This is a genomic window from Flavobacterium sp. MMLR14_040, assembly GCF_033657265.1.
In the GTDB taxonomy this organism is placed as follows: domain Bacteria; phylum Bacteroidota; class Bacteroidia; order Flavobacteriales; family Flavobacteriaceae; genus Flavobacterium.
The window spans coordinates 36,806-59,691 of record NZ_JAWVWO010000026.1; the positions used below are offsets into that span (position 1 = coordinate 36,806).

At 33.1% G+C, this 22,886-nt stretch carries 18 protein-coding genes; 7 read left to right on the forward strand and 11 right to left on the reverse strand.

Annotated features, from left to right (window positions below):
• Positions 1 to 393: 393 nt before the first annotated feature.
• The 5 genes from SD960_RS21750 to SD960_RS21770 form a co-directional block, all read right to left on the reverse strand.
• Positions 394 to 4,479, reverse strand: a complete 4,086-nt coding sequence (locus SD960_RS21750) for a two-component regulator propeller domain-containing protein (protein WP_318805954.1) — start codon at positions 4,477 to 4,479, stop codon at positions 394 to 396.
• 284 nt (positions 4,480 to 4,763) lie between these two features.
• Entirely contained in the window at positions 4,764 to 6,401 is a 1,638-nt protein-coding gene (locus SD960_RS21755) for a hypothetical protein (RefSeq protein ID WP_318805955.1), read from the reverse strand.
• Positions 6,402 to 6,711: 310 nt separating this feature from the next.
• The gene (uxuA, locus tag SD960_RS21760; protein ID WP_318805956.1) at positions 6,712 to 7,896 is read right to left on the reverse strand and encodes a mannonate dehydratase; all 1,185 of its coding nucleotides are present in this window, start codon (positions 7,894 to 7,896) and stop codon (positions 6,712 to 6,714) included.
• Positions 7,897 to 8,259: 363 nt separating this feature from the next.
• Positions 8,260 to 9,072: an SDR family oxidoreductase gene (locus tag SD960_RS21765; RefSeq protein ID WP_318805957.1), complete on the reverse strand. Its 813-nt coding sequence runs from the start codon at positions 9,070 to 9,072 to the stop codon at positions 8,260 to 8,262.
• 209 nt (positions 9,073 to 9,281) lie between these two features.
• Entirely contained in the window at positions 9,282 to 9,731 is a 450-nt protein-coding gene (locus tag SD960_RS21770) for a YhcH/YjgK/YiaL family protein (protein WP_318805958.1), read from the reverse strand.
• 230 nt (positions 9,732 to 9,961) lie between these two features.
• Here SD960_RS21770 and SD960_RS21775 point away from each other — a divergent pair, with 230 nt between their 5' ends.
• On the forward strand, positions 9,962 to 10,969 hold the full coding sequence (locus SD960_RS21775) for a LacI family DNA-binding transcriptional regulator (RefSeq protein WP_318805976.1): 1,008 nt from the start codon (positions 9,962 to 9,964) through the stop codon (positions 10,967 to 10,969).
• A 56-nt stretch (positions 10,970 to 11,025) separates the two neighbouring features.
• Here the strand turns inward: SD960_RS21775 and SD960_RS21780 are convergent, their stop codons facing one another.
• The 6 genes from SD960_RS21780 to SD960_RS21805 all read right to left on the reverse strand — a co-directional run bounded on the left by SD960_RS21780 (position 11,026) and on the right by SD960_RS21805 (position 17,235).
• Entirely contained in the window at positions 11,026 to 11,655 is a 630-nt protein-coding gene (locus SD960_RS21780; protein ID WP_318805959.1) for a DsbA family oxidoreductase, read from the reverse strand.
• 320 nt (positions 11,656 to 11,975) lie between these two features.
• Positions 11,976 to 13,094 carry a DNA polymerase III subunit beta gene (dnaN, locus tag SD960_RS21785; RefSeq protein WP_042566471.1) on the reverse strand — a complete coding sequence of 373 codons (1,119 nt, stop codon included), beginning with the start codon at positions 13,092 to 13,094 and terminating at the stop codon, positions 11,976 to 11,978.
• A gap of 107 nt (positions 13,095 to 13,201) precedes the next feature.
• Positions 13,202 to 14,887, reverse strand: a complete 1,686-nt coding sequence (gene gldG / locus SD960_RS21790) for a gliding motility-associated ABC transporter substrate-binding protein GldG (protein WP_318805960.1) — start codon at positions 14,885 to 14,887, stop codon at positions 13,202 to 13,204.
• Positions 14,887 to 15,612, reverse strand: a complete 726-nt coding sequence (gene gldF, locus SD960_RS21795) for a gliding motility-associated ABC transporter permease subunit GldF (protein WP_318805961.1) — start codon at positions 15,610 to 15,612, stop codon at positions 14,887 to 14,889. The genes gldG and gldF overlap by 1 nt, the downstream gene beginning before the upstream one ends.
• Positions 15,613 to 15,781: 169 nt before the next feature.
• A complete protein-coding gene (locus SD960_RS21800; protein ID WP_318805962.1) occupies positions 15,782 to 16,078 on the reverse strand; it encodes an antibiotic biosynthesis monooxygenase family protein in 297 nt (98 codons plus the stop codon).
• Between the two features lie 329 nt (positions 16,079 to 16,407).
• Positions 16,408 to 17,235, reverse strand: coding sequence for an SAM-dependent chlorinase/fluorinase (locus tag SD960_RS21805; RefSeq protein ID WP_318805963.1), 828 nt, complete (start codon positions 17,233 to 17,235; stop codon positions 16,408 to 16,410).
• Between the two features lie 182 nt (positions 17,236 to 17,417).
• On the opposite strand from SD960_RS21805, the gene SD960_RS21810 reads away from it, so the two are divergent.
• The 6 genes from SD960_RS21810 (at position 17,418) to SD960_RS21835 (ending at position 22,831) form a co-directional block, all read left to right on the forward strand.
• Positions 17,418 to 18,368 carry a PhoH family protein gene (locus SD960_RS21810; RefSeq protein WP_042566466.1) on the forward strand — a complete coding sequence of 317 codons (951 nt, stop codon included), beginning with the start codon at positions 17,418 to 17,420 and terminating at the stop codon, positions 18,366 to 18,368.
• A gap of 224 nt (positions 18,369 to 18,592) precedes the next feature.
• Positions 18,593 to 18,955, forward strand: coding sequence for a DUF1801 domain-containing protein (locus tag SD960_RS21815; RefSeq protein WP_318805964.1), 363 nt, complete (start codon positions 18,593 to 18,595; stop codon positions 18,953 to 18,955).
• Positions 18,956 to 19,093: 138 nt separating this feature from the next.
• Positions 19,094 to 19,927: a Cof-type HAD-IIB family hydrolase gene (locus SD960_RS21820; protein ID WP_318805965.1), complete on the forward strand. Its 834-nt coding sequence runs from the start codon at positions 19,094 to 19,096 to the stop codon at positions 19,925 to 19,927.
• Between the two features lie 116 nt (positions 19,928 to 20,043).
• Positions 20,044 to 20,631 carry a hypothetical protein gene (locus SD960_RS21825; protein WP_318805966.1) on the forward strand — a complete coding sequence of 196 codons (588 nt, stop codon included), beginning with the start codon at positions 20,044 to 20,046 and terminating at the stop codon, positions 20,629 to 20,631.
• Between the two features lie 176 nt (positions 20,632 to 20,807).
• A complete protein-coding gene (locus SD960_RS21830; RefSeq protein WP_318805967.1) occupies positions 20,808 to 21,764 on the forward strand; it encodes a phosphoribosylaminoimidazolesuccinocarboxamide synthase in 957 nt (318 codons plus the stop codon).
• A gap of 686 nt (positions 21,765 to 22,450) precedes the next feature.
• Positions 22,451 to 22,831, forward strand: a complete 381-nt coding sequence (locus SD960_RS21835; RefSeq protein WP_318805968.1) for an ankyrin repeat domain-containing protein — start codon at positions 22,451 to 22,453, stop codon at positions 22,829 to 22,831.
• The last annotated feature ends 55 nt before the right edge of the window (positions 22,832 to 22,886 follow it).

Genomic DNA, 22,886 nt, shown 5'->3' on the forward strand with positions numbered 1-22,886 from the left:
TCACAAATGTATAGGGGTAGAAGGATACAGAAATACAAAAAAGGGTATCTAAAAATACAGATACCCTTTTTTAAGCCTTTAAATATGCGGATTTAGGAATTATTATAGAATTTTCAAGTTCTACTCTTGCAAGGTTTTCGAAACCTTGTAGGTATTCATTTATATTTTGAAAATTTACAGGTAACCCATTGAGTATAATTATTTCTAACACATAGAAACATAAACACGAATTTGCTTCGCCTGTTCGCTATCGCTCGAGTCACCAATTGCCACTAATTAGTTTCGTGAAATCAATTTCACAAACTAAGCTAACGATTGAAATTTGTGGGAATTCGTGAAATTTGTGTTTAAAATCTATACCTACAAGGTTTTGAAAACCTTGCAGGAAATACATCAGGAGATTTTTTCGCTAAATTTATCAGCAAATTGCGATGGAGTTTCTCCATACCTTTTTTGGAAACATTTGCTGAAGTATTTCGGATTGTTGAAACCCACTTTATAACTTACTTCTGAAACATTTAATTTGTTTTGTTCCAATAATTGAGCGGCGCGTTTTAATCTGATTTCGTGAATAAATTCATTTGGCGTATAATTCGTCCACGCTTTTATTTTTAAGAATAACATCGTGCGACTAACGCCCAATTCGGCGCAGAAAAACGGAATATCAAATTGTTCGTTCGAAATGTTTTCCTCGACAATTTTGAATGCTTTTTTCAATAATTCTTCATCCAGAGACGAAACCGTAATTTCTGACGGAACAAAATTATCTTCGCTGGTAAATTTCTTTTTTAATCTTTCTGTTGAATTTAAAAGATTTTTTACACGAAGTTTAAATTCGATCAAATTAAATGGTTTACTGATATAATCATCAGCACCGCTTTCTAATCCTTCAAATTTATAAACCAAGGAAGATCTGGAAGTCAATAGAATAACCGGAATATGACTCGTTTTTAGGTTTTCTTTTATTTTCGAACACAATTCTGTTCCTACCATTTCAGGCATAATGACATCGCTGATAATTAAATTCGGAACATGTTGTAACGCTTTTTCAAACGCTATTTTTCCATTTTCGGCTTCAATAATATTGTACTCTTTTTTGAGTAAATTTTTCATGAAAGTTCTCAAAACCTTATGATCTTCAACTAAAAGAATAGTTTGTTTTTCTCCATCAACCACAAAATCATTAATATCCTCATATTCTGCAATTTCTTGTGTTTCAAGTTGAGCCGAATATTGTGCAATATCATCGCTGATTTTAAAATTTTCGATAATTTCATTGTCCAGTAAATGCGCTCTGCCTAACGGAAGCGTAACAGTAAATACCACGCCACCCGTTTCTTTGTTTGTCACTTCAATAGTTCCTCTATGAAGTTTAACAATGTTTTTTACGATAGATAAACCAATTCCGGTTCCTTTATTGTAGTTTTTCTGAACATTATTATGAAGCGGAACTTCAAAAAACAAATCAAAAATTTTATCGATATGTTCGTCTGCAATTCCAACACCTGAATCTTCAACGGCAATAAATAAATTTTCGTGATCGTGATTGATTTTTATGTTGATTTCACCGCCTTTTGGAGTGTAACGAAACGCATTCGAAATCAAATTATAAAAAACACGTTCCAATTTATAACGATCAAAATACACCAGAATCTCTTCTTCCTGAGTTTCAAAAGTATACTTGTAACCGCCATCTTTGGCATATTCGATGAAAGACAAGAATATTTCCTTAGTGAACTTAACAATATTTCCGTTTGCCGATTCGAGTTTAACCTGATCGTTTTCGAGTTTTCTAAAATCCATCAAACGGTTAATCAAACTCAAAAGATGATTCGCGCTTCCTTCAATCACCAACAGTTTTTTGTACATTTCGTTTGTTCCGTTATAATCGGATAAAATCTGTTGTAAAGGACCTAAAATCAATGTCAAAGGTGTTCTGAATTCGTGCGAAATATTGGTAAAGAAATCCAGTTTTGCGCGGTTATTTTCTTCAATACGTTTGGTTTCCAGATATTCCAGTTCAAGTTTTTGTTTCAGTCTGGCTTTCGATTTCATAATCCAGATCAAGCCGTACAATGCCGAACCAATAATTATTCCGTACAATAAAAATGCCCAGATACTGCGCCACGGAGCCGGTTTTACAACAACCGTTAAAGTAGTCGGAATGTGATTCCAAACACCGTCATTGTTGGCACCACGAACTTCAAATCGATACGTCCCCGGATTCTGAATCGCAAATATGGCTTCGTTATTTTTGGTAATTGTCCAATTATTTTCTAACCCAATTAAACGATAACTGTATTGATTGTTTTTGGATCGAATGTAATTTGGAATCGCAAAACTGATTGAGAAATTTGCTTTATCGTAATCTAGTGTTATGTTTTTGGTATAGCCAATGCTTTTCTCCAAAATTCTATCTTTTCCGTTTGGATTTATGGTCTCATTTTTAATTTTCAAATTGGTAATTAAAACCTGAGGTGCGTAATCATTCAGGGAGATTTTTTTGGCATCAAAATAAGTCGCTCCAGACGGGCTTCCGAAATAAAACTGATTCGAATCCAGTTTTAAAGCTGCATTATCATTAAATTCATTACTTGCCAAACCATCTTTTTGGTCATAAAGAACTAATTTTTTCAGGGTTGTGCTGTATTTTATAATCCCCTGATTAGTACTAATCCAAAGATTTTTATCATCATCTTCAAGAATAGAATGTATGGAAGTAATAATCGTGTTTCCTACTTTAAGATTGATTTTGTTGAATTTTTTTCCATCAAAATAGTGCAGTCCTTTTGCTTTAGTTCCAACCCAAATTTTGTTTTGACTGTCCTTAAATAACGTTAGTATATCATCGCCGGACAAAGCAGAAGCATCAAAAAAGTAATGTTTTATTATATATTTATTTTGCTGAAAATCTTTTAGCGAAATGCAGTTCAGACCGTTTTGAGTTCCAATCCAAAGTTTATTTTGATCTACCAAAAGAGTTCGAACGATATTATTCGTCAGGAAATTGGCAGAAGCAGTATCGTTCCCAATCACCTGAAAAGTTTTTGAAATCGTATTATACCGAATCAAACCTTTTCCAAAAGTACCAATCCATAAAATCCCGTTTCCTTCTGTTTTAAGCGAATAAACGCCGCTTTCTTTCAGTAAATCACTTAAATCAGAGGCAATTCGGTTGTCTTCAATTTTTTTAGAAATTATGTTGTAAGCCGATATTCCTTTAGAAAAAGTTCCAATCCAGAGAATATTATCTTCAGAAAGACACATTGATTTAATATCATTTTTGTTCGTCTGATTCGTTTTGCTATTGATGTAACTTACCGCTTCGGTATTTTGATTAAAAATCGTAATTCCACCGCCTTCAGTTCCAAAATAAATATTGTGATTCTTGTCTGAAATAATAGAACTCACGACATCAAAGCTCATCGGAATCTTTTTAGAATTCTGATTGTAATTAGAGAAATTCACATTCGAAACATCCCAAATATTTACGCCTTTGTAATAACAGCCAATCCAAACCGAACCTTTTTTATCAATAAATACCGATTTTACCTTATCGATTCCGTTGTTATTAGTTGTGTTATTTATTTTCTGAATGCTTTTGTCTTTTCCTAAAATATAAATTCCGTCATAAGCGCCAATCCATAAAGAACCTTGATTATCAAAGGCCAGAGAACGAATATCAGTATTAATTTCGTTGTATTTATTATCAGGTAAAAAAGAAACAAATTTGTTGTTGGAAGTATCAAATTTTAAAAGTCCTTTGTTTTTTGTTCCAATCCATAAATTTCCGTCGCTGTCCTCTTTTATAGATTGAACATTAAGAAGATCAGTATTGTTTAAGCGATAATTTATAAAAGAAAGCTTTCCGAATTTTCTACTTTTTACCACACACAAACCTTTTGTGGTTCCAACCCAGATTTTTCCTTTTTTGGTTTTTAAAATAGTGAGAATATTATTGCTCGGCAAAGTAGCATCATCAGTATCCGAATGAAAAAAAGAGGTAAATTTCCCTGTATTTCTATTGTAAATTGTCAATCCTTTTGAAGTACCAAACCACATTTCGTTGTTGATTTCCCTGATCGACCAAACAGCATTATTGCTTATAGTGTGATTGTTTTTAGTATGTAAATATCTTTTAAAAGTATTTGTAACAGGATTATAACAATTTAAACCGTTGTAGGTTCCAACCCAAATTTTGCCCGTATTATCTTCCTCGATGGCCAAAATATCGTTGTTGCTAATAGACGATTTATCAGCAACATCATTTCTGAAAATGGTAAAGTGACTTCCGTCATATTTATTAAGTCCGTCGCGCGTACCAAACCACATTTGCCCAAATTTATCCTGATGAATCGCAATAACAGAACTTTGCGAAAGCCCGTCGGTCGTCGAGATATTTTTAAGACGGTATTTATTTTGGGAGCATAGATTCCCGGAAATAAACAGTAAAACCAGAAAAGCTATTTTGTATTTCATGGTGTTTTTTTTAAGGTGCAGAGGGGCAGAGGTTCAAAGGGACAAAGTTTTTTTTGCCACGAATTTCACAAATTAGCACGAATTTAATTTGTGAAAATTAGTGCGATTTGTGGCGGTTTTAAACACATAGAAATATAGATTTTTCTTTATAAAGAAGAAAATCAAAAAAACTAGTTTTCATACATAGCACAAATTGATTTAATTTCGCGTTCAAACTATGTTTGTTGATGCAAGTGAAACGCCTTTTTTCAACATTCCAAAAAGCTATATTTCTATGTGTTTAATTAGTTTTTCCAACGCTTTTTTAACTGATAATCATACAACGAAGGAATCTGATCCAGTGGCATATTTAAAAACTCAATATAAGCATCAGGTTCGTATTTAACTTCAAATTTTACATTGCCATTAACACCAATAATTCGTGCAAAAGGCCCGTCTTTCATTCCGTAAAGCAAAATTGGTTTTGTAATTTCAGCAGGTTTCTCAACCTGAACATTCAAATTCCAAAACGTACTGAAAGGTCCGTGAGAAGGTTTCCAGTAATCTGCACCGCCACCGCCAAATAATAAATAACTATTATTTTTATCCGGATTAATATGAACCGTAATATGATCAAATAAATTTTGGTGATTCGCTCCCGAATGCTGATCTAAAAGCGGATCTGCAAATATTTCACAATTTTGATAGACATTTTTAGTCGCAAAAGTATTGAAACTCAATGGGTGAACGGTTTTGTTGTAAATTTTTAAATTCTTCACCAAAACATTATGAACGCCGCCTAAAGTAACGGTATAATGGGCCATATGATTTCCATCCGTTACAATATCCTGAACGGTAACATTCGAAATTTCTTCACATAAAATACCGCTGTCAGCATTGGTGATTGTTACATCTTTGACCCAGCTATTGAAAACACGCGTTAAAAATATGGCGTTATTTCCCGGTTCAACATGATGCGCGACTCTCGGAATATCTGGAAAAGTAAAACGAATATGTTCAATTCCCACTTCGTTTAAATGTTTCCACTCGACCAATTGCGCCTGATAACCTGGTTTTATGGCAATGGTCAAAGGCGTTTTTATAGTAATTTTTGAGTTTGAAATTTTAGTGATTTCAACTTGTTGTCGTACGATTGGCAATTTTGGAAATTTCCAATGATGGGAACCCGGTTTTACTTTTGCACCTTTATATAAATCGGCAATAATTTCACCATTTTCTCCGTCTTTATTAAACAATTGGAGTTCGACAATATCGCCAACTTTCAATCCTTTCACATCAGAAACGGTGATAACATGTTCGCCCATATTCCCGCTGCTGACTTTTGCCAAAACATTCGGAACCGGCTCATATTTATCCAGATACGATTTCACACGTTCGCCCGGAATTTGCGTCCAGATAAAACCGCCTGACCATGCATATTGCGAAAAAGGCAATTGGACATTGTTTTCAGGCTCGCGCTGTCTCTTGTCAAAAGTCGTTAAATACTCGCGAAGCTCTGCCAAAGATTCCGGATTTTGAAGGTACATCATTGGTCGCGGGCAATAAATTTCGGTTCCGTTCTCGCCAGAACCTGTTCCGCGAAATACAAAATTGCTTCTTTCGATATACAAAATATCACTCAGAATAATTCGCCCCGCAGGCAATTGTAAAACTACATTTCCTTCGGTTTCATTCGCTGTTTTTATGGCTTTCAGCAACGCTTTAGAATCATCTAAACCATCATTTGCTTTCACCCCAAAATCGACAGCATTTATAATTTTTCCTGTAGTTTCCGGAATTTGGCTTTCACCGAAGTGATAGCCAGCGTAACTAAAATCTGGCAGATAATTTACTTTTGAATCCGAAAGTATTTTTGGCATTTGGCTGAACACCAAACTATTTATAAAAAAGCTGCAACAGATAATAAGGCTTTGACTATTCATGGTTTGTGGTTATTTATGATAGTTAGTTTTTTTGCAGTTTTGCCACGAAGGCACTAAGGCCCAAGGTTTTTTTATTCTCATTTTTTGTCATCCTGACGGAGGAAGGATCTTCACAAATAACTCTACAAAGATTAGTGATTACTTTACGGAGCTACTTGCGAGGATTTCTCCTCCGTCGAAATGACAAACTGTACTCAATCAGAATAAAAAATCTGCTCAATCTGCAAAATCTGCGTGAAACAAAAACTTTAATATGGGACTTTAACAAAAACTTAGAGTCTTAGTGCCTTCGTGGCAAATTGCAAAACCTTTAGAGACTTCTTTTAATTCCCAATTCAAGCCCTCTTAATTCAGCCAAACCTCTCAAACGCCCGATAGCAGAATAACCAGGATTAGTCTTTTTATTCAAATCGTCCAGCATTTGGTGACCGTGATCCGGGCGCATTGGTAACTTGCTGTTGTTTCTTGTTTCAACTTCAAGAATTGCTTTTACAACTTCGTACATGTCCACATTTCCTTCCAGATGATTGGCTTCGTAAAAACTTCCTTCCTCGTCTCTTTGCGTACTTCTTAGGTGAATAAAATTCATTTTGTCACCGTGACGTCTTACAATTCCGGGCAAATCATTATCTGCGCGAACGCCGTAAGAACCTGTACACATCGTAAATCCGTTTGATTTTGAATCGTATGCTGCCATCAATTCCGTTAAATCTTCTTCTGTACTTACAACTCTCGGTAAACCCAGAATAGGGTAGGGAGGATCATCAGGATGAATAGCCATCAAAACACCTTTACTTTCTGCAACGGGAATAATCTGTCTTAAAAAGAAGAAAAGATTTTCTTTCAATGCTTTTCTGTCAATATGGTTATAAGCGCTCAAAGTCAACAGAAAATCTTCTACAGAATACGCCTCTTCGGCACCCGGAAGTCCGGCAAGAATGTTTTGCTGAAGTTTGACTTTATCATCATCCGTCATAGCGTGAAAATATTTAGTTGCCTTTTCGATTTGAACAGATGAATATTCTTTTTCCGCGCCCGGTCTTTTCAAAATAAACAATTCAAAAGCCGCAAATGCATTAATATCAAAACGCAAAGCTTTTGATCCATCTTCAACTTCATATGACAAATCAGTTCTTGACCAATCTAAAACCGGCATAAAATTGTAGCAAATACATTTGATCCCGCACAACGCTAAATTCCGAATGCTTTCTTTATAATTTTCAATGTATTGCAGGTATTTTCCGGTTTGTTTTTTAATGTCTTCGTGCACCGGAATACTTTCAACCACGGACCAGATTAAACCTGATGCCCCTTTTTTAGGATCACCATCTTCATGTTCAATTTCAACTTTTCTTTTAATGATTTCGTCAATAGTCCACACTTCTCCGTTCGGAATATGGTGCAGCGCAGTTACGATTCCGGTTGCGCCGGTTTGTTTAATATCCTGCAAAGAAACCGGATCTTTTGGTCCGAACCATCTTAATGTTTGTTCCATTTTATATGTTTTTCTATTAATTCCTGAAAGGTTTCCAAAACCTTGTAGGTGTAAATTATTTATAAAGATTTTAAGGAGCTAATCCCGCTATCCGTTACAATCTTTTGTGCCGAACCCCGGCACAAAAGGATTTCCACTTCTATCGGGGCTAGGGCAATCGTTTTCATAAGGAGTATTTTTAATTTAATGCCATCTCTCATTTTTACAAAGACGTTTTTGAAATTAAAATAAAAAATCCGTTTAAATCCGCGTCTTTGCAACGCAAATCCATGTCATCTGTCTGCCATGACAAAGATTTAGACAAACTGGTTGTGTTTTATACCTACAAGGTTTTGAAAACCTTGCAGGAATCGTAACAGATCTTTAAATACTTGTTGCGGCAAATCCACCATCTACTTTTATAATTGTTCCCGTTACAAATTTGGACATATCGCTGCATAAAAATAAAAGCGCACCGTCAATATCTTCCGGAGTTCCAAATCTTCCCATTGGTGTATGTTCAATGATTTTTTCGCCACGTGGAGTTAATTTTCCTTCCGGCGTCAATAATAAAGCCCTGTTTTGTTCTCCAATAAAAAATCCCGGAGAAATAGCGTTTACACGAATTCCTTCACCATATTTTGAAGCCAGTTCAACCGACATCCATTGTGTGAAATTATCAATCGCCGCTTTCGAAGCCGAATAACCAACCACTCTCGTCAACGGTCTTTGTGCCGATGCCGATGAAATATTAATGATAATCCCTTGTTTTTGTTTCGCAAAAAGTTCAGCAAATACTTGAGATGGAAGCATGGTTCCGATGATATTCAAATCGATTACCTTTTGTAAATCATCGCTTTTCATATCATAAATCGACTGATCGGGCTGAATGGTTGCACCCGGCATATTTCCTCCCGCAGCATTAATCAAAATGTCAAGACGACCGTATTTTTCTACAATAGAATCTTTGGCTTTTTCCAGTTCTTCCTTATTTAATACGTTGGCTTGTATCGCAAAAGCTTTACCGCCAATGCTTTCGATATCAGTTACGGTTTTATTGGCTTTATCAATCGATTGAGAAACAATGCCGACAATTACGCCTTGTTTTGCCAAAACGTTTGCAAAATTACTTCCCAATACACCAGCACCGCCTGTGATTAGAGCAATTTTTCCTTCAAGGTTAAATATTGAATTCATGTTTTAATTTTATGATTTGTATGTGATGTTTTTTTCTAAACACATAGAAACATAGATTTTGTATTCTTAGAAAAAGGCATTTCACTTGCATTAACAAACATAGTTTTGACGTCAAATTAAGTGACAATTTAAGCTATGTGTGAAAACTTGTTTTTTTAATTACCTCTTTTTTGGCAAAGAGAATTCTATGTTTCTATGTGTTTAAATTTTTAAATTTTAACTTTAATAACAATTTTTTTAATAATCCCTTCTCCAATCATCGCAGCATGAACATCTTCCGGATATAAAATACAAAATTGTCCTTCCTGTAATTCAAAATAGGTATCCGGTTTGTCGTGAAAAAAACGAACATCTCTTTCATCGCTATATTCTCCGTTTGGATTCACGCATTTTTCTCTTGGTTTCCACGCAAAAGTTTCAGGACCTTTTATCGAGTATTGAATGTCAATGTTTTGATCGTGACATTCAAAACCTTTTATGCTTTCTTCTTTGGTTGTTCCTTCTCCGGAAATTACAATTACTTTTAATCCCTCGGCAATTTCGAACGAACCAGATTCAAGATTATTCAAATCATTTTGGCTTAAATAATCAAATGCTTTTTGAAAATTCGGATGCAAACCTGAATATCGTTTTGCATTATTTAAAATGTCTATAATCATATTTTAAATTTTGTATTTGATTTTTTTATCTATAATTATTTTAAAAAAGAGAAATAATTTACGATTTTGTATGTAAATTATGTAATTTTACGTGTACGCACACGGGCTTTACAAATGTATATAAAAAGTTTTCTAAAACAACTCATCATATCCAAAAAAAATTAATTTTACAGACTGAAAAAAATCCCCTTTTAACTTAAAAAACAATCATTATCATAACAATCAAAAAAATAGCAGAATTAGCCAATGTTTCACCAGGAACTGTTGACCGAATAATCCATAATCGCGGACAGGTAACTCAGGACAATGTAGATAAAGTAAATGCTATAATTGAGCAGTATGGTTATAAACGCAATATTTTGGCGAGTAATCTGGCATTAAATAAGAAGTTTCGTTTTGCTGTTTTTCTGCCTAAATATGAAAATATAGAATATTGGAAAAGCCAGATTAACGGAATAGAAAAAGCAGCTATTGAATTTGGGAAATTTGGCGTTGTACTTGATTATTTTTTCTATGATTTTAACGAATCTTCATTCAAAAAAGCGGTTGAAAAAGTACTGGATTTTGATTGCGACGGATTATTATTTGCGCCTATTTTTTATGAGGAATCTGTTCGGTTTTTAAACGAATATGAAAAGAAAAATATCCCGGTCGTTATGATCGATTCGAATATTTCGAGTAATGAACAACATGCTTATGTAGGACAGGATGCTTTTCAGAGCGGTTATTTGGCAGGAAGACTGATTAGCTTTGCGGTAAATAATGAAAGGCAGGTTCTGATTTTTAAAATTACCAGAGAAATAGAAAGTACATCTGTTTATTTACAGCGTATTGATGGTTTTTATTCTTTTTTTAAAGATCATAACGAACTGACTAATTTTAAATTCTCAGAAGTTACTATTAAAGATTCGGGAATTGATCAATTATCGTTGGAGATATTTTCGGGAATCAACAGTGTTTTTGTGCCTAATTCAAGAGCTTATATTGTGGCCCGTTTTTTAGAACAAAACAATATAAAGGGCGTTCGCATAATTGGTTACGATTTATTGAAAGAAAACATAGAATACCTAAATAAAGGAATAATTGATTTTTTAATAAATCAAAGACCTGAAGAACAAGGTTATATGGGAATTAATCATTTGTATAAAAAAATGGTTTTACAGGAAACAGTGCAAAACACTCATTATATCCCGTTGGAGATTATTCTAAAAGAAAATTATTTTCCTGCGAAAAAATAAAATTTAGATTAACAATCCGTTTTAACAAAACGGATTGTCAATCTAAAATCTAAAAATTATTTCTGTACTTCTCTGATAGTATTCACAAAAGCTTCAACTGGCTGCGCTCCGGAAATTGCATATTTTCTGTCAAAAACAAAAAACGGAACTCCTTGAACACCAATTTCCTGAGCTTCGGTAATATCGTGTTGTACATCTTCTAAAAATAAATTTTCATCTTTTAGAACTTCTAAAACCAGATTCTGATCTAAACCAGCTTTTACAGCTAATTCTATTAAGGTTGGTCCATCATTTAAATCTCTTCCTTCAGTAAAATAAGCCTTAAAGAAAATTTCTTCCATTTCATCGCCTAATTTTTTAGCTTTCGCCAAATGAATAATTCGATGCGCAGTAAGTGAATTGGAAATAATTGCCTTGTCAAAATGATAATCCAAACCAACGCTTTTTGCGCGCTCTACGACACCTTTGTGCATTTCTATGGATTGCTCAACCGAAATACCTTTTCTCTCCGCAAGAAACGTATAAACGTCTTTTCCTGATTGTGGTGTGATAGTTGGGTCGAGTTGAAAACTTTTCCACTCAATTTCAAATTCTCCATTTGGAAATTCAGCTAAAGCTGTTTCCAGTTGTCTTTTTCCGATATAACAAAACGGACACATGATGTCCGACCAAATTTCTATTTTCATAAATACAAAGTTAGGGAAAAAACAGAAGTTAATTTTGTTTCAGGTTTCAAGTTTCACGTTTTCTACTGAGTGACAAACCCGACAGGTTTTTAAAACCTGTCGGGTTTACTATGAACATAAACTTGAAACTTGAAACTTGAAACTTGAAACTTGAAACTTGAAACTAAAAAATCCCAAAATAAAAAACCGCAACTCTTTTGAAAAAATTGCGGTTTCTAGGTATAAAAAATGGTTGGTTAATAGCGATGTTTTTTTTTTACAATGATATGTCTTTAATTTGAAATTAAAAAAAATCCCTGTAACAAAAAGAAGTTTTGATGTTAACTATTTAACATCACAGGCATTACCAACATGGTAACCGTTTCTCCTTCTTCTAAGCCATCAACTGGAGTTAAAATTCCAGCTCTGTTAGGCAATGACATCTCTAACATAATCATGTCTGATTGCAAGTTGGTTAACATTTCAGTTAAAAAACGTGAATTGAAACCAATTTGAAGATCGTCTCCCTGATAATCACAAGTCAATCTTTCTTCGGCTTTGTTAGAGTAATCTATATCTTCGGCAGAAACATTAAGTTCGGCTCCAGCAATTTTTAAACGAATTTGGTGTGTTGTTTTATTAGAGAAAATCGCAACACGACGAACAGAACTTAAAAATAAAGAACGATCTATCATTAATTTATTTGGATTTTCCTTAGGAATTACCGCCTCGTAATTTGGATATTTTCCATCAATTAAACGACACATTAAAATATAATTGTCAAATGAGAAAGTCGCATTTGAGTCGTTGTATTCAATTTTAACTTCAGCGTCAGAAGATCCTAAAATACTTTTTAAAATATTCAAAGGTTTTTTAGGCATAATAAAATCTGCAACCTGAGATGCTTTTACATCTGTACGTGCATATTTAACTAATTTATGAGCATCCGTCGCTACAAAAGTCAAGCCTTCTGGTGAGAACTGGAAGAAAACTCCAGACATTACCGGACGTAAATCATCATTTCCGGCAGCAAAAATAGTCTTGCTTACTGCAGTTGCCAAAACATCAGCAGGAACAAGTGTTACAGATGGATCTTCAAGATTTACCGCTTTTGGAAACTCTTCTCCGGCTGCGTATGCTAATGCATATTTTCCTGAGTTAGAACTAATTTCAACTGTGTTGTTGTCTTCAACTGTAAAAGTTAAAGGTTGTTCCGGGAACGTTTTTAAAATTTCAAGCAAAAGTTTCGCAGGTACAGCAACGCTTCCTTTACTTTTAGAATCGATAGATAATGTAGCAGACATTGTAGTTTCAAGATCTGAAGCTGAAACTGTCAACGCATCATTGTCTAATTCAAATAAAAAGTTATCTAAAATAGGCAACGTATTGTTACTGTTAATTACACTACCTAAAACTTGTAATTGTTTTAATAAGTACGAACTCGATACTATAAATTTCATGTCTTTTGTTTTATTTTTTTGCTCTTTTCTTTAGTTTTTCTTCAACTAAGATCCGTTTTACAAATATATCGTAAACAATCTTAGTTTCGCAATTTTTTTATTAACATCTATTTGCTGTATTTTGTTTTTCTGATGTAAGTAAATACAAGCCCGAATACCAATAAAATTGCAATTGGAAGTCCGATAGTTATGAATTGTGTTATGCTGTAATTTTCGTAAACTTTTTCTTTGTCCAATAATGGCAGTTCAACATCCTTGCTTCTAATGTTAATAAGTCCTGTGTCATCCAGCAAATAATTGATACAATTCATGATAAAATCTTTGTTGTCATAAAGGTTTCCTGTACGCTGATCGTAACCTAATTCAACCGGTTCTCTGTTTTTGTCCAATTGATTTCGGGCCAAATCACCGTCAGAAATAACAATCATCTTATTTGGTTTCCCTTTTGCAATAAAATCATTTTCTTTAAAAGGTAAAACACGATTCTCAAAAGCAGAATGGAAATTTCCTTCTAAAAGAACCGAAAGCGGCAAGTTTCCTTTGTTTAAATATTCTTCCGGAGACGTTTTTTCGGTTACAATATTCAAATTAATTTCTGCCGGGGTTCCGATAACTTTCGAATATTGAGACGATTGCAGTAAAACTGTTTTTTTGATTCCGTTTTTTAAAGTATCTATGGGATTTGCAAAATCAAATTTAATTCCGCCTAAGTTTTTTACAATCGGATGTTTGCTTGCAGGATATACCTGCGGAGCAAATTTCCATGTAAAATCCTGATATTGAGTTGCGCTTCCTTGTTCTCCGGTAGCTAGTTTTATCGGGCTTCCTTGTTCGTCTTTTACCAAATCAGGATTAATTCTAAAACCGTATTTAAAGAACATATCGTTCAAATTCAAATCTCTGGGATAAGCCAGAGTTGCACCGGATTGATTGTATAAACTGTCCATATCGGCAGCAACCTGATCGATTAACCACAAAGTTTTTCCACCGTTCATAATGAATTGATCTAAAACTTGTTTTTCTTCATCAGAGAAGGTTTCTGTTGGTTTTGAGATAATGGCTAAATCATACTTTTTTAAAGCTTCTAAACTTCCGGTTGGATTTTTGGCAACAGAATCTAATGTAAAAGGTCCGATGTAATAGCTTTCGCGAATTTGCATCAGCATTTTGGCAATGTGAATTTCGTTTATTTCACCGTTTCCTTTTATTATGGCAACTTTCTTTTGTTTGGCTTTGGTAATTTTATTAATTGCATCTGCAATCGAATATTCCAAATGCTGAATGGATCCAATCACTTTTTGTCTTGTCGAAGCGCCCATTATATTTTTTAATAATGGAATATTAACTTCTTTATTATCATAAACAGCAATTGCCCACGGAAAAACCATTGCCTGAGATTGTTTCCCTTTGTCGTCAACAGTAATATTTATTGGCGTAAGTCCTTTTTGGTAAAGTGATTTTACCATTTGCATGCTTTCGTCTTCGTTTTCCATAGGATTTACAAATTCAAAAACAATGTTGCTGTTATACGCCTGAAACTCTTCTAATAATTGTTTGGTTTCCTGTTGTAAACGTCTAAAATCTGCAGGAAGATCTCCCTGCATATAAATTTTGATTGATAGCGGATTTCTAACCTGTTTTACGATTTGTAAAGAAGTTTCAGATAAAGTATATCGTTTGTCTTTTGTTAAATCAAATCGGTGAAAAAACAAACTTCCTAATACATTTAAAACGATTAGAACGAAAACTGTAATCCCTAATGCTTTGATGTTTTGTTGATTGAATGCTTTCATTAGGCTTTAAATGATTTTAATTGATAAACAGTAAAAGACAAAAATAATACTGTGATGCTTAAAAAATAAATAACATCGCGTGTATCAATTACGCCGCGGCTCATACTTTTAAAATGATCCTGCATACCAAAAGCGACAATAATATTGCTGAAACCAGGGATTAATGTTGCTAAACCTTCAAAACCAAAATAAAAAAGAAAACAAAGAAAAACAGCAATGATAAAAGCAACAATTTGATTTTCGGATAGGGTAGAAGTAAAAATTCCGATAGCAGAATAGGCAGCTATTAAAAACAACAATCCAAAATAAGAACCAATAGTGCTTCCCATGTCAATATTTCCTTCGGGAGAACCCAAACTTGAAATTACTTTCACGTAAATAAACGTTGGAATAATAGCCAAAACAATCAGAAATAAAGAACCTAAAAATTTTCCGTTTACGATTTCCCAAATTGATAATGGTTTGGTTAAAAGCAATTCCAGAGTTCCTTGTTTTTTTTCGTCTGAGAAACTTCTCATCGTTACGGCCGGAATCAGGAAAATTAAAATCCACGGCGTTAAAGTAAAAAACGGAGTAAGATCGGCATAACCAGTATTCAGTATGTTGTAATCTCCTTCAAAAACCCATAAAAATAGTCCGTTGCTAATTAAGAAAATAGCAATGACCAAATAGCCAATTGGCGAGCCAAAAAAAGATTTTATTTCTCGTAAAATGATTGATTTCATTTATTTTCTGTTTAATCGTTTTATTTGTTTAATCGTTGATTTGTTTCAAGTTTCAAGTTCCAGCTTTGCGAACTTTGTGTTTTTAAGGCTTCTAAATATTTTCTTTGCGTTCTTTGCGGTTAATTCGTTCCAATTTTCACGTTACGTATGCAACTTGAAACCTGAAACTTTAAACTAAAGAAACAATTTTATCAACGCTCCACGCTTCCGGTTTTGCATTGAACAGCTTTTTAGTAAAACTCCAAACCATATTAAAAAGTTCAGATTGTCTGTAATTTTCTAAGTCCGCTTCGGTTTCCCAATAACTATAGGTGAAAAATATGCATTTATCATTTTTGTCCTGATACAATTCTAAAAAACGATTTCCTTCTGCATTTCGTATTTTGTCTTTTACAGTTTCAAAATTTTCCAAAAAATCAGGAATTTTTTCTTCGTGAAAACTCATTTTTACTATTCGAACAAACATATAATGATTTTAGATTTTTGAATGTCTATAATTCTACAAGAGCGCAAAAGTACCAAATTTGATTGTTGTTTTTAGGAAAAAGTAAAATATTATAAATACATATTTTTCGGATTATAATGTCTTATTGTATTTCAAATATAGCCCACGGTTTCAACCGTGTGGACATCATATATATCACAATACATATATTAATGCGTCCCCGTGGTTGAAACTGCGGGCCTATCTCTAAAATATAAATAGAGTGATTTCTTTAATCAAAGAACAAAAAGATGAAATATAATCTGTGTAAATCCGCTCAATCCGTAAAATCTGTGCTATTAATCTAAAATTTATAAAAACTGAATTGTAATCACATCCCTGTAATTCAATCCTAACAAACTATTAGCAGAACCCACTTTTGAAGGATTACTTCTAAAAATGGCAATTTCAAGAAATCCTGCTTCATTAAAAATAGCCAGTTTTTCGCCTTCATAGGTTTTTATTGGATATTTATCAGAAGTCGCAATTGCAGAATAATTTGGTAAAATAGTTTTGATGTTTTTGGTATTCATGACAATTTCGTACGGTCGGCCGCGTGAAATTTCTAAAAATTGTTTTTTCGAAATATTGGTAATTACGTTTCCAAAATGATCAATATAAATTACATATCCTTTTATTGAATTTCCGTCACCGGCAACAACTGCCTGTAATTCTGTAACCTCTTTAATAGCCGTAATTTCTTTGCCAATTACATTTAATAATCCGCCTTTTGCAATATGACAGGCAACCTGGATAAAAATATCCAAATCGGTAGATTCAGCCGGAAAACGATCGTGAATGTTGATGGCAACAATTTTCTCAGGAAGGATTTTCTGCGTAAGCATACTTAAAATTCCGTTATCGGCACAAATAAAGTAGTGATCGTTCCATTGCATGGCGATATGCTGGTTCTCTTTATTGCGCTCAATGTCAACACCAATAAGGTGTACAGTTCCTTTCGGGAAACTTAAATAAGATGCTCCAATAATGTAACTTGCCTCGGCAGTATTAAACGGATCTATGTCATGAGAAATGTCAATTATTTGAGCCTCTGAATATTCAGATAAAATCTTACCCTTTAGCGAACCAACAAAGTGGTCTTTTAAGCCGTAATCAGTAGTAAGGGTAATTATTGACATAATTTTGTTTATAACTATTGGTAGTTTTTAAATCTAATTTTCATTAAATTTGAGATATGCAAATCTAGTAATACTAAATACAAATTGAAAGAAACAAAAGACAATTTGCATTTAAAGATATAAACAACCCGACAGCAATAGATTTACAAAACAAATTTATTTTTAATTTAAAACTACCTCATTTGAACGAAAGAATAATCGAGCTCATAGACATCGCTCCAAAAGACTTTTGGGGCGCTCAGGACACTCATCTTGAAATAATTAAAAAGTATTATCCAAAGCTTAAAATCGTTGCGAGAGGTACTACTTTGAAAGCATTTGGCGAAAAAGAAGTTTTAGATGAATTTGAGAAAAGGTTTCAAAGACTAATGCTTCATTTTACGAGATACAATAACATTGATGATAATGTTATCGAACGTGTCATTATGAGTGATGGTCAGGATGAAAGAAAATCATATGATCATGACAAAATTTTAGTGCACGGTGTTGGCGGTAAAATAATTAAAGCCATGACGCCCAACCAGCAATTATTGGTAGATACCATCAAAAAAAATGATATGGTATTTGCAGTTGGTCCCGCTGGAACAGGAAAAACGTATACAGGTGTGGCAATGGCCGTTAAAGCGCTTAAGGAGAAAGAAGTAAAAAGGATCATATTAACGCGCCCGGCGGTAGAAGCAGGAGAGAATCTTGGTTTTTTGCCCGGCGATATGAAAGAAAAACTAGATCCGTATATGCAGCCTCTTTATGATGCTTTGCGCGATATGTTACCCAATGAAAAACTCGAAGATTACATTTTAAAAGGAATTATTCAGATTGCGCCATTGGCATTTATGCGTGGGCGCACACTTGATAACGCTTTTGTAATTCTTGACGAGGCGCAAAATACAACCCACTCTCAAATGAAAATGTTTTTGACCCGTATGGGAAAAAATGCAAAATTCATGATTACGGGTGATCCGGGACAGGTCGATTTGCCACGCAGAACTATTTCTGGTCTGAAAGAAGCTATTTTGGTTTTAAAAGACGTTGACGGAATTGGTATTATTTATCTCGATGATAAAGATATCGTACGCCACAGATTAGTGAAAAAGGTAATCGATGCTTATAAACAAATTGAAAATCACGATTAATACTAAATTTAAATATTTGATTTAATCGTAACTGTTTTTTTGATGTTTTAGTATTCGTTTTATGCATTTTTTTTAAAAATGCATAAAACGAATATTTTTTTTTAAGTAAAACTTTACAAGTTAAGTTAAAATTACTTATAAATTAATTTTTTTTAAATAAATAATGATTCTTCCTTTATAAATTTGCAGGTACTTTTTAGCACAATAAAAAAAGTTATGCGCCGATGAATCAGCTAGATGAATTTTATTTAAACCAGGAAGAACCTGTAAAAGGAACACTAATTGCGTTGCGGGATATTATTTTAAGAAGAGACAAAAATATCACTAATGTAATTAAATACGGGATGCCTTTTTTTTACTATAAAGGTAAGATGTTTTGCTATTTATGGATAGATAAAAAACGTAAGAAACCTTATATTGGAATAGTAGAAGGATCCTATTTTAATGAATCTTTTTTAGTGCAGGATAAACGATCGCGAATGAAAATTATGCTGGTCGATTCTAATGAAGATCTGCCATTGGACAGAATCGAAATTATTTTACAAAAAGCCCTGAACTTATATAATTCGGGAGCTGTAAGGATTTAAAATAGGGATAATGTATTATTTAACCAAATAGTTAAATAAATAATAAACTTGCCTGTCCTGGCGCTTTTATGCTTTGTAATCTTTGCTCAACTGTTGTTAAAATCGTAGATTTGTATATCATAAATACTTGATTTTAATATGACTTCTAAACTTAAGAATATAAAAGTTGTTGTAAGTGACTTAGACGGAACCTTACTCAACACTCAGCACAAAATATCAGATTACACTAAATCAATTTTTCAGGAGCTTCACAATCAAAATTATCTTATAGTTGTAGCCACAGGACGTCATCATCTTGACGCAATGGCTATTATTGAAAAACTGGAAGTACCGGTTTACTTAGTAAGTTCAAACGGAGCGAGAATTCATTCTCCGGAAAAAGAAGAATTATTCTCTTTTAATTTAGATAGCGATGTTGTAAAAGCGGCATTAAATGTTGAAATTGATCCTGAAATTACAGTTGTTTTATTTAAAGAAAATGTTTGGCAAACGAATAAAGTAAGTGAGAAATTAAATGCTTTTCAGGAAAAATTAAATTACCGCCCTGAATTGGTTGATTATAAAAAACTGGAAGACTTTGGCGCCATTAAGATTTTCTTTTCCTGTGACAATCACGAAAAATTAGTAAAATTAAAAGATGATATTCTAGCCAATTCTTCTGAGCATTTGCATCACGCATTCAGCTTACCAACTTGTTTAGAATTTATGGATAAATCTATAGATAAGGCAGTTGCGATTGAAACGGTATTAGAAAAAGAAGGTTTTACATTAGAACAGGTTGTTTCTTTTGGTGATGGTTTTAATGATGTTCAAATGTTATCCGCGTCAGGAAAGGGTTTAATTATGGGGAACGCTCCGGCATTATTAAAAGAAACTTTACCTGAATTAGAAGTTATAAAAACCAATGCTGAAGATGGCGTTGCAAGATATATTTCATCTAAAATACTAAACAAAGAATTTGTAATCGATTAGTATTTAAATAATTAACCAGTTGGTGTGTTGCTTATTGGTACTAAATTTTTAATTTTGTAAAACTTATCTGATTTTTGGATAAGTTTTTTTTTGATATTAATTTAATCTGCAATACCATGAAAAAATTTTTACTTCAGGTTCAAAGAAATTGTATCTCAGGAATTATTCTTTTATTACCGTTGGTTGTGTTTTTTATGATCCTCGAAAAAGTTTGGGGATTTTTTAGAAAGTACGGAGATAAATTTGCTCACTTTTTGAATATCGATAAATTCTTAGGGACAATTGGGAGTGACATTATTGGTGGAATATTTTTAATTCTATTGATTTATTTCAGTGGTTATCTAATGCAGTTTTCTTTCTTAAAAAGATTAACAGACTGGATTGATGATAAATTAATGGTCTTTTTGCCGGGTTACGAAAAAAATAAAAAGCTTGCAGAAGAAAAACTGATCAAAAAAGCAAAAAATCCAACTGCCAATTTACCGGTTTTATTGAAGCTAGGCACCTATTGGCAACCCGCTTATTTAATTGACGAAAACACAGACGGAAATGCCGTGGTTTTTGTACCAATTGCTCCCGCAAAAGATCAGGGACAAATTTATATGGTAAGCAATGCTGATATAAAAAGATTGTCTGATACAACTGTAGAAAGTTTTGATACTTCAATAAAAACATTAGGTAAGGGGATTTTGAATTTCAGATAGCTCCTTCTTGTATTTTAAATGGCAGATAATTAATACGTTTGTTGGAATATTATCTTTTTAAAAAGATTATAATTTATAAAATATCACATTTCTTGATGATCTCTGTCTTTTCATTGTGTAACTCTGTGAAATAGTTTTAAATTTGCATTCATAAAACAAAACACAACTTTAGGATAATGAGCAATACAATCACAACTACAAATTTTAATTTCCCAAATCAAAAATCAGTTTACCGAGGAAAAGTTAGAGAAGTTTATAATATTAACGATGAACTTTTGGTAATGGTGGCAACGGACAGACTTTCGGCTTTTGATGTGGTTTTGCCAAAAGGAATTCCGTACAAAGGACAAATTTTGAATCAGATTGCGACAAAATTCATGGAATTAACAGAAGATATTGTACCAAACTGGTTGATTGCAACGCCCGATCCTAATGTAGCTGTAGGACATTTATGTGAACCTTTTAAAGTAGAAATGGTAATTCGTGGATATGTTTCCGGTCATGCTGCCCGTGAATACGCTGCAGGAAGAAGACAAATTTGTGGAGTAACCATGGCCGAAGGTTTAAAAGAAAACGATAAGTTTCCGGAACCAATTATCACGCCAACTACAAAAGCAGATAATGGTTCTCACGACGAAGATATTTCCCGTGAAGACATTTTAGCAAAAGGAATTGTTTCTGAAGAAGATTATATAGTTTTAGAAAAATATACACGTGATTTGTTCCAAAGGGGAACTGAAATTGCTGCAAGCCGTGGTTTGATTTTAGTTGATACTAAATACGAATTTGGAAAAACAAAAGACGGTGTTATTGTTTTAATTGATGAAATTCATACTCCTGATTCTTCTCGTTATTTTTATGCTGATGGCTATCAGGAAAGACAGGAAAAAGGAGAGGAACAAAAACAATTATCTAAAGAGTTTGTTCGTCGCTGGTTGATCGAAAATGGTTTCCAAGGGCAAGAAGGGCAACAAATTCCAGAAATGACAGATGCTTATATAGAATCTGTTTCAGAAAGATATATTGAATTATACGAGAATATTTTAGGAGAAAAATTTGTTAAGGCTAACATTGACAATATTGATGAGCGTATTGAAAAAAACGTCGTAGAATATCTCGCATCTAAAAAATAATTATTTTATCTTGTCTTATCTTATAGAGAATTATCTTTAGGATAAGCTGGAGAATATTTAGCCACAGATTATGTGATTAATTTGATTTTACAATCTTTTAATCGTGTAATCTGTGGCTTTTTTGTTTTGTTTCTAAATCTTCAAATTGCTTTCACATTTTTTTTTGATTTTTTCTTTTTATGAAGTGCGTTTTTAAGTTAAAATACAAATTTCAAAACCCTTATTTATGCAATTTATTGCAAAAAATGTTAAAGAAATGTTTTTAAATCCGGTGTATTTTCTTTCTTTTTAACTTTTCTTTAAAATTGACGTATTTAGATTGTTAATTTATAATTTACTCACTATTAATTTAGTTTTTGTTTAATTCCAGAGCTTTTTTTGCACTTCCTTCTGAACTAACGTTAAAAAGATGGAGGATTGTTTGTCCGTTTTCTGAATATTTCGCGAATTATTTTTCAGAAAATATTCAATTAAGTGTAACATTTTTACTTTTGCAGCGTCTATTATATGGAAACGTCAATTAAACGCTCTTGTCATTATTAGTTTATTAATTAAACGTTAAGAATTAGTTAAAACAAAGTACCTTGCAATGCAATATACCGGAATTTAATTTACATTTGTATAGAATTTAACAACAACCCATTATCAATCAAATATTTATCAATCAATTTAACACACAAATCATTATGAAAAATTCAGTTATTTATTTAGGACTAGCTTTAGTTGCATTTGCAAATGTTTCAATGGCTTCAAATCAACAATTAGTAGTAAAACAACCAGTTGAAGTTTCAGCTTGGGATGCAACTCCACTAAATGTTGCTGTTAGTAAAGGTGACATCGAAGTAGTTAAAAAATTTATTGAATATGGTGCTAACGTTAATGAAAAGTCAGACGATATGTCTCCTTTAATGACAGCTGCACGTTACAACAAAGTTGAAATTATTAAAGTTTTATTAGCTAGCGGCGCTCGTCCTGGTGACAAAAACGAAAAAGGATATACAGCTTTAAAATACGCACAATTATCAAACGCAACAGATGCAATCGCTCTTTTGAAAGATTTAAAATAATAGTTAAAAAAAGTTTGAGTTAGTATACAAAAAAGATCTTCTTTGAGCAGAGGGT

Bases quoted from the DNA above. Each gene is read 5' to 3' on its own strand.
- uxuA (WP_318805956.1), bottom strand. From the start codon at position 7,896: ATGGAACAAACATTAAGATGGTTCGGACCAAAAGATCCGGTTTCTTTG.
- SD960_RS21830 (WP_318805967.1), top strand. From the start codon at position 20,808: ATGAGCAATACAATCACAACTACAAATTTTAATTTCCCAAATCAAAAA.
- SD960_RS21825 (WP_318805966.1), top strand. From the start codon at position 20,044: ATGAAAAAATTTTTACTTCAGGTTCAAAGAAATTGTATCTCAGGAATT.
- SD960_RS21815 (WP_318805964.1), top strand. From the start codon at position 18,593: ATGAATCAGCTAGATGAATTTTATTTAAACCAGGAAGAACCTGTAAAA.
- gldG (WP_318805960.1), bottom strand. From the start codon at position 14,887: ATGAAAGCATTCAATCAACAAAACATCAAAGCATTAGGGATTACAGTT.
- SD960_RS21770 (WP_318805958.1), bottom strand. From the start codon at position 9,731: ATGATTATAGACATTTTAAATAATGCAAAACGATATTCAGGTTTGCAT.
- gldF (WP_318805961.1), bottom strand. From the start codon at position 15,612: ATGAAATCAATCATTTTACGAGAAATAAAATCTTTTTTTGGCTCGCCA.
- SD960_RS21765 (WP_318805957.1), bottom strand. From the start codon at position 9,072: ATGAATTCAATATTTAACCTTGAAGGAAAAATTGCTCTAATCACAGGC.
- SD960_RS21750 (WP_318805954.1), bottom strand. From the start codon at position 4,479: ATGAAATACAAAATAGCTTTTCTGGTTTTACTGTTTATTTCCGGGAAT.
- SD960_RS21780 (WP_318805959.1), bottom strand. From the start codon at position 11,655: ATGAAAATAGAAATTTGGTCGGACATCATGTGTCCGTTTTGTTATATC.
- SD960_RS21820 (WP_318805965.1), top strand. From the start codon at position 19,094: ATGACTTCTAAACTTAAGAATATAAAAGTTGTTGTAAGTGACTTAGAC.
- dnaN (WP_042566471.1), bottom strand. From the start codon at position 13,094: ATGAAATTTATAGTATCGAGTTCGTACTTATTAAAACAATTACAAGTT.
- SD960_RS21805 (WP_318805963.1), bottom strand. From the start codon at position 17,235: ATGTCAATAATTACCCTTACTACTGATTACGGCTTAAAAGACCACTTT.
- SD960_RS21800 (WP_318805962.1), bottom strand. From the start codon at position 16,078: ATGTTTGTTCGAATAGTAAAAATGAGTTTTCACGAAGAAAAAATTCCT.
- SD960_RS21835 (WP_318805968.1), top strand. From the start codon at position 22,451: ATGAAAAATTCAGTTATTTATTTAGGACTAGCTTTAGTTGCATTTGCA.
- SD960_RS21755 (WP_318805955.1), bottom strand. From the start codon at position 6,401: ATGAATAGTCAAAGCCTTATTATCTGTTGCAGCTTTTTTATAAATAGT.